This is a genomic window from Hydrogenovibrio halophilus DSM 15072, from assembly GCF_000384235.1.
Classification (GTDB): Bacteria; Pseudomonadota; Gammaproteobacteria; order Thiomicrospirales; family Thiomicrospiraceae; genus Hydrogenovibrio; species Hydrogenovibrio halophilus.
In genome coordinates, this window is sequence record NZ_KB913033.1 from 738,913 (window position 1) to 751,593 (window position 12,681).

Below are 12,681 nucleotides of genomic sequence, written 5' to 3' on the forward strand. Positions count from 1 at the left end.
ATCTGACAGACAGCGAAGACTAAACAGTCACCCAGACGCTGGCGACCAACCCCAATGCCACCAGCATCAGACCGGCGGTCACCACCGACCATTGCGACAGACGCGTCTCCCACCGGGTTCGCCAGTGACTTTTTAGCAATCGGGCCGTTTGCCAGTGACGCCAATGCCGGGCAGCCAGACGTTTGCGGGCCCGCCAGCTTCGGTGCCGTTGTTTGAAAACCCTGTGCGCATGAGCGCCCAGCCATTGGTACCCAACCAGCACATCCCCCGGTGGCGCCTCCCACTCTGGCCAGCGCAACCGACGCCAGAGCCAGACCAGCAGCAGCGCCGTCGCAACCGAAGCAAGCCCCTGCACACTGCCCGACCAGACATGGCCCGTGCCCCAGTGACTGGTCTGCCACCAGGGCCAAACCAGTACCAGTCCTACCAGCGCGATCCAACTGAACCAGACCCCGATCGTCATGCCTGTCAGCGTCTGATTGCCTGCCGCCGTCGGCTTGTGCCCACCCAGATCACGCAGCACCGCCACAAACCGAACCATCAGCAGCGCGGTGGCCAGACCGCCCAACCAAAGCAACGTGGATGGCACAACCGCCCCTGCATTGTCTGCCTCGGCTTTTAACGCCGTCTTGACCCAATCGCCACTGGTCAGCGGCAAACCCGCCAGCGCCAGCGCCAATACGCCAACGCCCATCCAGGTCGCCGTGCGCAACCCCGGTTGCGCCATCAGCGCCGACTGTTTGACCCAGCCCACGCTCAAAAACAGTCCGCCTTTGACCAACCCATGATGCAAGGCAAAGGCACTGAGCCAGAGCATGCCCGCTTCGGGCGTGCCCATCTGCCAGACCCAGCCCAGTCCCCAGATCAGCCAGCCCATCTGACTGATACTGGAATAGGCCAGCAGCGTTTTGGGATCGCTCTGCATCAGGCCGAACACGGCTCCGTAAAACATCGTCAGCACACCCAGCCACAGCATGAACTCAGGCCAAGCGGTCTGCGCCATCACCTCGCCGGGCAACAACAGCCACCAACCGATGACCCCGGCCTTGATCATCACCCCTGACAGCACCGCACTGGCCGGTACCGGGGCCGCCGGATGCGCCAGCGGCAACCACACATGCAACAACGGCACCCCGACCTTGATCGCCAGCCCCAGCCACAGACAGATCAGCACCCAATCCGCACCGGGCACCGATGACCACTCACTGAGCGTGGTGGTGCCGGTTTCGGCGGCGCGTGCCACCACGCCCACAAACAGCGTCAGTTCGCCGATCAGCGCCAGCACCAGATACCAGCGTCCGGCGCGCTGGGCTTTGCGGCTGCCCTCATGGATCACCAGCCCCCAGGCGCTCAGGCTCATCAGGCTGAAGCCCAGATAAAAACTCACCGCATCGGCGGCCAGCACCCAGAGCAAACTGCCCGACAGACTCAGCAGAAAAAACAGCGCATAACGCGCCTGATGTGCCGACACCATCACCAGCGAATGCAACGCCGCCAGCGTCCACACCACCAGCGTCAGGCCCAGCCAGCTGTGCGACAACGCATCCAGTCGCCACTGGCTGCCCAGCAACCAGAATGACCAGGCCTGGTCAATTTTGCCCATGGCCAAATCGGGCAAGCCCCAGGCCAGTCCCCAGAGCGCCCAGGCCGGCAGCAACGCCAACAGCAACAGCGGCATCGCCCTCCGTCGCAACAACGGCCAGGCCAGCAGAACGGCCACACCCAATGGCCACAACCATACCCAGCCAATCATGTGCTGCATCAACGAACTCACAGTCCAAACTCCCGATGAATCAACCACTGCACCCAACCGAGCGTGGCGATATTGAGCCCGGCAAACAGCCCGAGCAAGACCACCAACATGGCCGTAATCAATGGCGGGAACAGCAACAGCCCATGGGTTTCAAACACTCGGCTCAGGGTTTTGGGTTGCGGCCAGGCAGGCGGTGGCGGGCCAAACCAGGCCCGATAGAGCAGGGGCAGAAAATAGGCCGCATTGAGCAACCCGGACACCAGCAGCACCGCCAACACCCAGTTGGCACCGGCTTCCCAGGCACCCAGCCCCAGATACCACTTGCTCACAAACCCGGCCAGCGGCGGGAACCCGATCATGCCCAGTGCGCCCAGGGTAAACGCCGCGGTGGTCCAGGGCATGCGCTGGCCCACACCGGACATTTCCGACACCTTGTGAATGCCCAGGGTTTCAGCGTAATTGCCCGCCGACAGAAACAGGGTGATTTTCATCACCCCCTGATGCACAATGTGAATCAAGCCGCCAATCGCCCCAAAAGGCCCGGCCAGCGCCACCCCCAGCGCCACATACGACACCTGACTCACGGTGGAAAACGCCAGTCGCCTCTTCAGATCGGTTTCAAACAGGGCGCGCCAGGACCCATAGACAATGGTCGCAGCCGCCAGTACCAGCAACAAATCCGTGACCCCGATCTCGGATGCAAACTCAATTCCATACACTTCAAACACCAGCCGCACAATGCCAAACGCCCCGGCCTTGACCACCGCCACTGCATGCAAAAGCGCACTGACTGGAGCCGGAGCCACCATCGCTTTGGGCAACCAGCCATGCAAAGGCAGCAGCGCCGCTTTCACCCCCAGACCGATCAGCAACAGCACAAACACCACCCACAGCCAGACCGTGGCCACGCCCTGATCCGCCAGATAGCCACCGGGGACAAAATCCGGCGTGCCCACCAGCCCATGCAGAATCACCGCCCCCAGCAGCAACACACTGCCGCTGATCAGGGTATAGCGCAGATACACCCGCCCGGCGGCCAGCGACTGAGGCGTGCCCCGATGCACCACCAGCGGCCAGGTCGCCAACGTTAACAGCTCGTAGAAAATCACAAAGGTAAACAGATTGGCCGACATCGCCACCCCGGCGGTGGCACTGACGCAAAGGCTAAAAAATCCGAAAAAGCGGGAGCGATGCGGTGAGTGTTCCAGATAACCGATTGCGTACAGCGTGGTCAGCAACCACAGCACCGCCGACAGGATCAAAAACAGCCCCGCCAGCGCATCCACTTTCAATGCCAGCGTCAGTCCCGGCATCAGCGACCACTGCCAGTGATAGGTCTCACCGGCATACAGCCCCAGCAACAGCAACACCACCAGCTGCAGCTTCACCAGTGCCGCACCGATATTAAGCAAGCTGCGCAAGGTGCGCCGGGTTTCGGGAATAAAGAAAATGACCAGGCCTGGTAAGGCCGAACTCATCAACACCGCCAATGGCCAGAAAGACGAACTCATACGCCCTCCCAGAACCAGTGGCCGCCAAAGCCACCCATGACCCCAAGCAGCGCCAGGCACAATGCCACCCAGTCTCGTGCCACAGACACGGGTTTAAGCGCCTGCGGCAAACCGCGATTGACCAGACTCAGATTGAGCAGACGCCAGCCATACGCCATGGTCAGCAAACTGCCCAGCAGAGACACCAGCAACCATGCCCAGGCCTGCAATTCCCACGCCAGCGACAACAGCCACCATTTGCCCAAAAACCCCATGGTAAAGGGCAAACCGGCCAGACTGATCACCGCCAGCGCCATCGCCACCACGCTGATCGGCGAACGATGCAAGGCAAACCCGATCTGGGCCAGATAATCGCTGTCGGCCCGTTTCTGCACCGTGCCCGCCGCCAGAAACCACGCCGCTTTGGCCAGGGCATGGACGGCGATCAACCACACCAGTCCCTGCCACAGATGCACGGATGGCACCGACGAAATGGCTTTGGCCTGAACCACCAGCGCCAGTGCCAGCACCAACATCCCGACCTGCGCCACGGTGGACCAGGCCACCAAGCGCTTGAGACGGGCCGTTTTCAGTGCCTGATACCCACCCCAAAAAATCGCCGCGCTGGCCAGAAGGCCCAACACCCAACTGGCGCTGACCGTGGCCAGAGGACCGAACACTTCCAGCCACAGACGCATCAGCCCGTAAAATGCCGCCTTGATCACCAAGGCCGACAGAATCGCGCTGACCGCTGTGAGCGCTTTGGCATGCGCCTGCGGCAACCAGCCATGCAACGGGAACACCGCGGTTTTGGCCAAAAGCCCGACCGTCATCAGCGCAAAGGCCAGCATACTGGGCCAGTCCGGTGTCATCTGTGCGGCCAGCAGCGTCATGTCCAGAACCCCATAGCGCCCATACAGCAACGCCACCCCCAGCAGAAACAGCATTGAGCCGGTCAGACTCACCAGCAGGTAACGAAACGCGGCGCGGGTCGCCCCCGCCCCCGGGGTCAAAGCCACCATCGCCACCGACGCCACGCTCAACAGCTCCAGGGTCACATAAAAATGAAACACGTCCGCAGTCAGAAACAGGGCGTTCATCGCGCCCCAGGCACCCAACCACAGGCCCCAAAAAGTCGGCGGCAACCCTTTGTCCAGCCAGGCATAGACACTGACCAGCCCGCCGACCACCGCGGTCACCCCGATCAGACTTTGCGCCATCCCATCCAGTCGCCAGCCCAGTCCCAGCGGCGTGGACCAATTGCCAAGCACCAAGAATTGCGGCGACAGGGTCACCGCCCACACGCCCAGTCCCGCCGTAACCAGTGCCGCCAGCCCGCCTGCAACCGTCACCTGTCGTGCAGGCACCACCATGGTCAGCGCGCCCCATAACAAGGGCCAGACCACCAGTAAGGCCAACCCCCACTCAGTCATGCGATTCGGCCTCTTCGGCGGCCAATCGTCGCAACAGCGCCAATCCCAGCGCCAACGCACTGATCGCCACCACAATCCCGGTCAGCACCAGCGCCTGCGGTACCGCATCGGCCGGTGGGTGCCGCGCCGCCATTGTCAGCAGCAACATAAACACGCCCGCGCTCATCACATTGATGGCCAGCAATTGCTGCAAACCGTGATGGGCGCGTGCCAGACCATACAAGCCGATCATCACCAGCCCCAGCGCACACAGAGAATAGATCAGCCCGCTCATAAGGTCCCTTCCTGAAAATCCGGCATGCTCACCAGCACCATCGAAGCCAGCAACAGCCCGATGCTGAGTGCGGCCGCGCTCTCAATCAGTAATATCCAGGCCCCGGCCTGATCGGGCGGGTAGCCCATAAATCCGGCGCCCTGAAACACGCCCAGCAGACCGACCAGCAAAAACACTGTGACCCCGCCCAGCCAGCCTGCCTGGATACCAAGACGCATACCGCCCTGTTTCCGGCTCAGGCCGGGCAGCTGTGCCAGCCACAGCATCAGCCAGGCCGATGCCAGCACCGCCCCACTCTGAAACGCCCCGCCCGGTGCGCTGCTGCCGCGCCAGAGCAGATACACCGCCACCAGAACCATCAAAGGCAACAGCGCCTTGACCGCCGTTTTCAGCACCTGCCCCTGCAGTGGATAAACCGTTTGCCGACCTGGCACAAACAATTGCTTCTGCGCCATCCAGGCCCAGAGCAGCACCGCCAGCTCCAGCGCCGTATCCAGCGCCCGAAAATTGAGCAGCACCGCCGTCACCGGATGAGTCACGCCCGAATCCGACAAGTGCGCCTGTACCTGCGGCATCAGTGACACCGACGTGGTCTGTATGGCGGCGACACCTGAGACCAGCGCCAGACCCAGCGCCCCCCAAAGCCCCCACCAGAACCAGCCCAAACCGGTTGTTTTCGCGCCTGGTGCGCGTGTTGCAGACATCTCCGGCATCTGGCGCAAACTGGCCAACAGCAGCGCCCCCGCCAACCCCGCGCCGATCGCGGCTTCGGCCAGCGCCGCGTCCGGGGCCTGCAGACGGGTCCAGGCCAGAGCGACCAACATCCCCAACGCAATAAACACCACAATGGCCTCAAACAGATCCGTGGTCCGCACACAGTGCCAGGCCAGCGCCAGAATCAACAACGTCAGGATCGCATCCAGCATCACGGTTCTTCCTGCCTTTGCGAACACAGGCTCTGTCCGATCAAATGGCTCACCAGTGCGGCACTGACCAGCCCCAATGTCCAGACAATGATCAGTTTCAATCCGACGGCCAGCCCGGGCGCCTGCAACACCAGGCCAAACACCACCAGCCCCAGACCCAGCGTGTCCGCTTTGGTCAGCGCATGCAGCCGATTGATGCTCTGGTCAAAACGCAGCAACCCCAAAGTACCGGCCACAAAAAACCCCACGCCCAGAGCGATGACCCCGGCGCCGAGCCAGTCCAGTCCCACCATTACCCAGCTCATCGATCCAGCTCCTCCCAGTCAGGGCGCAAACGCACAAACGCCACCCCGGTGACCCCCGCCAACAGCGCCAGCACCAACGCCACATCGCGCAAAGCCGGTTGTTGATACGCCTGAGCCGCCAGCAACAATATCGCCACCCCGGCCGTGCCCAACAGCTGGACCGCCATCAACCGATCCGCAGGGCGCTGCCCCCAGACCAGCCGCACCAATCCCAGCACCATGCTCAACAGCAACACCAACATCATCCCCTGATAAAACCCACTCATCCGCGCTCTCCTGCCAACCGCTGCAAATGCCGTTCCAATCGTTGCAGGGCATGGGACACCGCCATTTCCCGGTCCAGCACATGCACCCGAATCCGGTTCTCTGCCACACCCACCGCCAGCGTGCCCGGCATCAGCCCGATCAGGCCGATCCACACATCTCTGGCCCAGGGCGTGCAAAGCTTCAGCTCATAATCCATCAGATAGGCGTCCGTGCGCGGAGGCATTTCAAACGCCCGAATCGCCACATCGACCCCGCCCTGAAACGCCTCCATCAGGTAAAAAATCACCAGGCCTGGTAAAAAACGCCATTGCAATTGACTGAGCACCGCCTGACGCTGCACCCAGATGGTCAGCAACAAGCCCAACGGCACCCCCCAGATCAGGCCCGAGGCCTCGCCTTCGGTGATCGCCCACCAGCCCAGGGTCAACAGCGCCCAGAGCATCGCGCCCCGCAACCAGTAAGCCCCTGATCGGCCGAACGAAGACGTTTTCAACTGTTTGCTACGCACTGGACAGGCTCCACAAATTCAAAAGACCCTTTCTTTTATACCCTGTTTTATACCAACTAAACCGCCCCCTCACAAGCTTGGGGTTCGCTTTGGGTTCGGTTTGGACTGGGTTTGGCTTTGCTTTGAAACCGGCTCTGACTCGCCCGGAATGACACCACAAAAAAATGCCAATGAAACCCGTCGATTTTTTCTATAGAATAAAGTCACGTAAGAGAAAAAGCGAAGCCAGCCATGATGCCAGCCAATACGCCCGACCTGTCGCGTCGAACCCTGATCAAAAACACTTTGTTGAAATCCGCTTTCGCCGGTTCGGCGCTGGCCGGATTCGGCATGACCGGCGGCTGCGAAAAACGGGCCGACAGCCGCTTCGGCATTCACACCTGGATCGGTTACGAAAGCCTGTTTCTGGCCGACCAGTCCGGGCGTCTGCCTCCCAATATCACCCTGTCAACCGGCCAAAATGCCAGCGACAGCATCAACGGCTTGCTTTCGGGCGAGCTGGACGGGGCAGCGCTGACCCTGGACGAAGTGTTGCAAGTCAAAAACCAGGGCATTCCGTTGCAAGTGGTGCTGGTCTTTAACATCTCCGCCGGGGCCGACAAGGTCATCGCCCGCCAGCCGGTCGCGTCTCTGAACGACATTGCCGGCCAGCGCATTGCTTACGAACACTCGGCTCTGGGCGAACTGATGCTGTCAAAACTACTGGATGCCGCGGATCTGCAACGTGACGACGTGACTCTGATTGCGTCTTCGCCCGATCGTCAGCTGGAACAATGGCAGGCCGATGCGGCCGACATTCTCATTACCTACGAACCCACTGCCTCGCGTTTGCAGGCGCAGGGAGGCCAGGTGATCTTCGACAGCCGTCAACTGCCTGAAACCATTCTGGACGTACTGGCCGTTCGCAGTGACCGGGTGGACCGTTTCGGAGACAATTTGCGGGATTTGATCCGGGCCCACTTTCAGGTACTGGATGCCTTGCAGACCAATCCGGGCGATACCCTGTATCAGATTGCGACCCGCCAGAACGTGGCCCTGACCAACGTGCGCGAAGCCCTGCGCGGGGTGATTCTGCCCAGCGTGACCGCCAATATCCGTCTGCTGAAAACGGGGGGCAAGGTGCAGACCGTCGCCGACGAACTGGTGGCACTGATGCGCTCACAGGCACTGTTCCAAAACGACGTGACCGCGTCCCTGACCGACAACTTGACCACATCCCAATATCTGCCCAAGGTGATCCGATGACAGGCATCGCTGGTCAAACGCGGCGTTTCCAATGCCGTCTGCAAGGCGTCATAGCGTTATTCGCTCTCTGGCTGCTGCTCTGGGCCAGCGTTGCCCAAAGCGACTCTCAGTCGCTCACACTGGGCGTGTATGCCGACATTCCCGAAGAGGAAGCGCTGGCCCAATGGCAGCCATTGGCCGATTACCTGGATGCACAGCTGCCCGACCACCGTATTCAGCTGCAGGCCTTGAACGAGCAGGGCGTTCACGAACGCATCTACACCAACCAAGTCGACCTGCTTTTGGTCAACCCGGTGCTGTACGAAATCGTTCGCGCCGAAAACACCCTGACCGGCGCCATTGCCACCGTGCAACGCCAGTACGACGGAATGGCCACGTCTTATCTGGGCGGGGTCATTTTTTCCCGTGCCGACAACACCAAAGCCGGTTTTATGCCCGAACTGGCCCCATTGACCGATCAGCGCATTGCCATTGCCGAACGGGAAAGCGCAGGCGGCTTTGTGATCCCGCTGCAGGAAGTCCTGCAAAAGACCGGTCTGAACCGCAACGCCCTGAGTTTTCAGACCCTGTCCCATCAGGATGCGGTGGTCGAACAGGTCATGGCCGGGCAGGCCGATCTGGGGTTCGTGCGCACCGGTATTCTGGAACGCTGGCTGGATCAGGGGCGTCTGCAACGCCAGGACCTGAAAATTCACACGCCCAGACGCCTTAACAGCTACCCGTTCCTGCTTTCCACCACCCTTTATCCGGAATGGCCGTTTCTGGCGCTTTCGCACATAGATGAGGCCACAATCAAGCAGATTTCGGTGGCACTTTTGCGGTTGCAGGCCGACCACCCTGCCAGTCAGGCCGCTGGCATCAACGGGTTTGTGCCCGCGCGCGACTACATCTCCACCGAAAACTTGCTGCGCGACCTGCGCCTGCCGCCCTACCAGCAGTTGCCCCCTTTCAGCTGGCATGTGTTCTGGCAGACCTACCGCACCGAAGCCCTGATCGGCCTGGCTCTGCTGGTGCTTTTTACGGCCCTGTTCGCCCTCAACCTGGGCATCAGTCACCGCCTGCATCGGCTGGGCAAAGACCATCGCATACAGAAAGAGCGGCTGCACGACATCATCCGCGCCACCAATGCTGGCACTTGGGAATGGGACCTGCTCACGGACGCATTTTCACTCAATGCACAATGGGCCGACAAAATGTGCCACGGCCAGCCGCTGCCAGGCCAGCATACACTCTGGCTGGACTGGGTACACCCGGAAGACCGGGAACGGGTCAAGGCCCATTTGCAGGCGCACCTCTCCGGTCAGCGCGAAGAATACGAATGCGAACTGCGCCTGAAAGATACCAATGGCGACTGGCGTTGGTTTCTGGATCGCGGTCGGGCCATTGAGCATCAGACCAACGGTGAAGTTCGGCGCATGGCGGGCGCATTGTCTGACATCACACCTTTGAAACGGCATGCCCAGTTGCTGGAACGCCAGAACCAGCGCGACAAACTGCTGCTGAACCTGCCAGCCATGCAGGCCCGCCTCAACGAGAACGCTTTTCTCCAGTACGCGCTTGATCAGATGGAACGTCTGACCGACAGCCGCATCGGCTTTGTGCACAAGGTGGACCCGGATCAGAAACGGATTGAGATGGTGGCTTGGTCACGCCAGACCGAAACTCTCTGTCACGCCGAAAACGAAACCCATTATGACGTGGATCAGGCCGGGGTCTGGGCCGACAGCATTCGCCTGAAAAAGCCCCTGATCAACAACGCCTTCCACCCTCCTACCCAACTCAGCCGCCTGCCCGCCGGGCATGTCACGCTCAAGCGCATCTTGACCGTGCCCGTTCTGGACAACGGTCAGGTGGTACTGTTGATTGGACTGGGCAACAAACACCAAGAGTACGCCAGCGAAGACAGCGACACCGTGGAACTGATCGGCAATCAGGTCTGGCGTCTGATGTTGCAGCAACGCAGCCAGCAGGCACTGCAGCGCCAGCAGGCCCAGTACGGCCGTCTGCTCAACGGCATCGGCCAGAACTTCTGTGCCCTGAGCCTCTCCCCCAAAACGCTGGCTTTTTCCTATCTGAGCGATTCGGTCGCCGACATCTTCGGGATTGGCAAAACCGATCTGCTGGATCGGCGCTGGGATCATGTGGTGTCCTGGGACCAGGCCGATCAGCGCAAAGCCGAACAGGCTCTGACCCGGCTGGTACAGGGCCTGGACAGCGAAAAAGCCCTGCAACTGAGCTTCACCACACCGGACGGCGACCACCGGACGCTGCGCATGTTGCTGCACCGGGTCGAGGCACATGACCGCACCCATTCACTGGACGGGCTGATTGAAAACATCACCTACCGCCTGAAGTCGGAAAACGACCTGAAGCAGGCGGCCAATGTGTTCCGCTATGCCCAGGAAGGCATTTTCATTACCGATACCGACGGAGTGATCCTGAATGTCAATCAGGCCTTTGAAAAAGTCACCGGCTACCGCCGTGACGAAGCCATTGGCCAGCGACCCAGTCTTTTGAAGTCCGGGCACCATGACCGGGCCTTTTATCAATCCATGTGGCAACAGTTGCTGGATCAGGGCTACTGGAGCGGCGAGGTCTGGAACCAACGCAAGAATGGCGAGATTTACCCGGAAAAACTGACCCTGAGCGCCATTCACAATCAGCAGGGCGAACCGGTGGAATTCATTGCCCTGTTTTCCGACATTACGGTGCAGAAAAAACAGCAGCAGCAGCTGGAATACATCGCCCATTTCGACAGCCTGACCGGGCTGCCCAATCGCTCGCTGCTGTCTGACCGGCTCAATCAGGCCATGGCTTTTGCCCGGCGCAATCACATGTCGCTGGCCGTGGCCTTTATTGACCTGGACGGTTTCAAGGCCATCAATGACCTTTACGGTCATCAAACCGGTGACCAACTGCTGGTGTCGATTGCCGACCGCTTCAAACTGACCCTGCGTGAAGAAGACACCATTGCCCGTCTGGGCGGCGATGAGTTTGTGGCGGTGATGCTCGACATCAAAGACAAAACCGAAATCTACCCTCTGATGGAACGGCTGCTGGCCAACGCCAATGCCGCGGTCACTCTGTCGGAGGTTGAGGTCAGAGTCTCGGCCAGTATCGGGGTCAGCTTTTACGACCCGCATTCCGAACTGGATGCCGACCAGCTGGTTCGACAGGCCGATCAGGCCATGTACCAGGCCAAAACCCAGGGCAAAAACCAGGTGTTTGTGTTTGACCATGCCAGTTCCAAAACCCTGGCACGGGATTCCGAACTGCTGGCACTGGAAGAGGCCCTGCAGAATGGCGATCTCTGCCTGCATTACCAGCCCAAGGTCAACTTGCGCACCGGGGAAATTCTGGGCTACGAAGCACTGATTCGCTGGCAGCATCCGGAAAAAGGCCTGTTGGGCCCCGGGCAATTTCTGACTCTACTTAAAGATTCTCCCCTGAGCTACCAGCTGGGACTCTGGGTGATTGAAACCGCTCTGACCCAACTGGATGCCTGGCAGAAAACCGGGCTTTACACAGCGGTCAGTGTCAACATCGAAGGCGACCAACTACTGGAACCCGATTTTGCCGAGCGCCTGGCCGAACTGCTGGCGGCGTACCCGGAGATCGACCCTTCGGCCCTGACGCTGGAAATTCTGGAAACTTCGGCGCTGGAAGACCTGTATCGCGTGGCCGAAGCCATGGGCACCTGTCAGCAGCTGGGGGTCAAATTTTCGATAGATGATTTCGGCACTGGCTATGCGTCGCTGACATACCTCAAGGCACTGCCCACGGACGAACTCAAAGTAGACAAGTCGTTTGTGCAGGATTTGCTGATTGACCCGCAGAGCTTGGCCATTCTGGAAAGCGTGGTCGGCATGGGAAGAGCCTTTGATCTGGACGTGATTGCCGAAGGCATGGAAAAAGATGAGGAAGCGGTCGTGCTGCTGAGCTTGGGGTATGAATGGGCACAGGGCTATCACATTGCCCGCCCCATGCCGGCCAGTGACGTGATCGACTGGAAGAATCATTGGATGCCCTCCCCGCACTGGCAAAGCATTCAGCCGCTGGAAAAAAATCAACTGGCACTGCTGACCGCGGCCACCGAACACCGAGGCTGGGTCAAACAACTGGAAGACCATCTATTGGAGCGAACGCCCACGCCACCGCCAATGGCGATCGATGCCTGCCAGTTCGGACACTGGCTGACGCATCATGGTTTTGAACATTTTCACAAAACCGAAATGTATCAGCTGCTGCAGCAGACCCACGGACAAGTGCACCAACTGGGGCAATCGTTGCTTGAACTCAAACAGGAAGGCGCCGACCGTGCCCGGATCGAGACCGGCCTGAACGAACTGCAATCACTCAAACAAACGCTTCTCAAACAACTTCAGGCCCTCTCCGACACCACGCCTTTGTACTTGCAGTAATCATGCGTTCAGGCAGTGCCTGTCCCCTTGAAATCGCACTTTTCGCCCCCATAAAACGG

10 protein-coding genes are annotated in these 12,681 nt (G+C 60.2%); 2 read left to right on the forward strand and 8 right to left on the reverse strand.

The window, feature by feature from the left end:
• Positions 1–19: 19 nt before the first annotated feature.
• From A377_RS11780 to A377_RS0103545, 8 genes are read right to left on the reverse strand one after another with little or no spacing between them, the layout of a single operon-like run.
• On the reverse strand, positions 20–1,774 hold the full coding sequence (locus A377_RS11780; RefSeq protein WP_019894772.1) for a complex I subunit 5 family protein: 1,755 nt from the start codon (positions 1,772–1,774) through the stop codon (positions 20–22).
• Complete coding sequence (locus A377_RS0103515) at positions 1,771–3,264, reverse strand: complex I subunit 5 family protein (protein ID WP_019894773.1); 1,494 nt, start codon at positions 3,262–3,264, stop codon at positions 1,771–1,773. The genes A377_RS11780 and A377_RS0103515 overlap by 4 nt, the downstream gene beginning before the upstream one ends.
• A complete protein-coding gene (locus A377_RS11785) occupies positions 3,261–4,676 on the reverse strand; it encodes a complex I subunit 5 family protein (RefSeq protein ID WP_019894774.1) in 1,416 nt (471 codons plus the stop codon). The genes A377_RS0103515 and A377_RS11785 overlap by 4 nt, the downstream gene beginning before the upstream one ends.
• Complete coding sequence (locus tag A377_RS0103525) at positions 4,669–4,950, reverse strand: NADH-quinone oxidoreductase subunit K (RefSeq protein ID WP_019894775.1); 282 nt, start codon at positions 4,948–4,950, stop codon at positions 4,669–4,671. The genes A377_RS11785 and A377_RS0103525 overlap by 8 nt, the downstream gene beginning before the upstream one ends.
• The gene (locus tag A377_RS0103530) at positions 4,947–5,876 is read right to left on the reverse strand and encodes a hydrogenase subunit MbhD domain-containing protein (RefSeq protein WP_019894776.1); all 930 of its coding nucleotides are present in this window, start codon (positions 5,874–5,876) and stop codon (positions 4,947–4,949) included. Before A377_RS0103530 ends, A377_RS0103525 begins: the two co-directional genes overlap by 4 nt.
• Positions 5,876–6,181: a cation:proton antiporter gene (locus A377_RS0103535; protein WP_019894777.1), complete on the reverse strand. Its 306-nt coding sequence runs from the start codon at positions 6,179–6,181 to the stop codon at positions 5,876–5,878. The genes A377_RS0103530 and A377_RS0103535 overlap by 1 nt, the downstream gene beginning before the upstream one ends.
• Entirely contained in the window at positions 6,178–6,447 is a 270-nt protein-coding gene (locus A377_RS0103540) for a monovalent cation/H+ antiporter complex subunit F (RefSeq protein WP_019894778.1), read from the reverse strand. The genes A377_RS0103535 and A377_RS0103540 overlap by 4 nt, the downstream gene beginning before the upstream one ends.
• Complete coding sequence (locus A377_RS0103545) at positions 6,444–6,956, reverse strand: Na+/H+ antiporter subunit E (protein WP_019894779.1); 513 nt, start codon at positions 6,954–6,956, stop codon at positions 6,444–6,446. The genes A377_RS0103540 and A377_RS0103545 overlap by 4 nt, the downstream gene beginning before the upstream one ends.
• Before the next feature lie 231 nt (positions 6,957–7,187).
• Between A377_RS0103545 and A377_RS11790 the strand changes: the two genes are divergently transcribed.
• A complete protein-coding gene (locus A377_RS11790; protein WP_019894780.1) occupies positions 7,188–8,201 on the forward strand; it encodes an ABC transporter substrate-binding protein in 1,014 nt (337 codons plus the stop codon).
• Complete coding sequence (locus A377_RS12675; protein ID WP_051083139.1) at positions 8,198–12,622, forward strand: EAL domain-containing protein; 4,425 nt, start codon at positions 8,198–8,200, stop codon at positions 12,620–12,622. Before A377_RS11790 ends, A377_RS12675 begins: the two co-directional genes overlap by 4 nt.
• The last annotated feature ends 59 nt before the right edge of the window (positions 12,623–12,681 follow it).

What these genes read in the sequence shown, in the direction of transcription:
- A377_RS11790 (WP_019894780.1), top strand. Translation starts at nt 7,188, where the DNA reads ATGATGCCAGCCAATACGCCCGACCTGTCGCGTCGAACCCTGATCAAA.
- A377_RS0103530 (WP_019894776.1), bottom strand. Translation starts at nt 5,876, where the DNA reads ATGCTGGATGCGATCCTGACGTTGTTGATTCTGGCGCTGGCCTGGCAC.
- A377_RS11785 (WP_019894774.1), bottom strand. Translation starts at nt 4,676, where the DNA reads ATGACTGAGTGGGGGTTGGCCTTACTGGTGGTCTGGCCCTTGTTATGG.
- A377_RS0103515 (WP_019894773.1), bottom strand. Translation starts at nt 3,264, where the DNA reads ATGAGTTCGTCTTTCTGGCCATTGGCGGTGTTGATGAGTTCGGCCTTA.
- A377_RS12675 (WP_051083139.1), top strand. Translation starts at nt 8,198, where the DNA reads ATGACAGGCATCGCTGGTCAAACGCGGCGTTTCCAATGCCGTCTGCAA.
- A377_RS0103525 (WP_019894775.1), bottom strand. Translation starts at nt 4,950, where the DNA reads ATGAGCGGGCTGATCTATTCTCTGTGTGCGCTGGGGCTGGTGATGATC.
- A377_RS0103540 (WP_019894778.1), bottom strand. Translation starts at nt 6,447, where the DNA reads ATGAGTGGGTTTTATCAGGGGATGATGTTGGTGTTGCTGTTGAGCATG.
- A377_RS0103535 (WP_019894777.1), bottom strand. Translation starts at nt 6,181, where the DNA reads ATGAGCTGGGTAATGGTGGGACTGGACTGGCTCGGCGCCGGGGTCATC.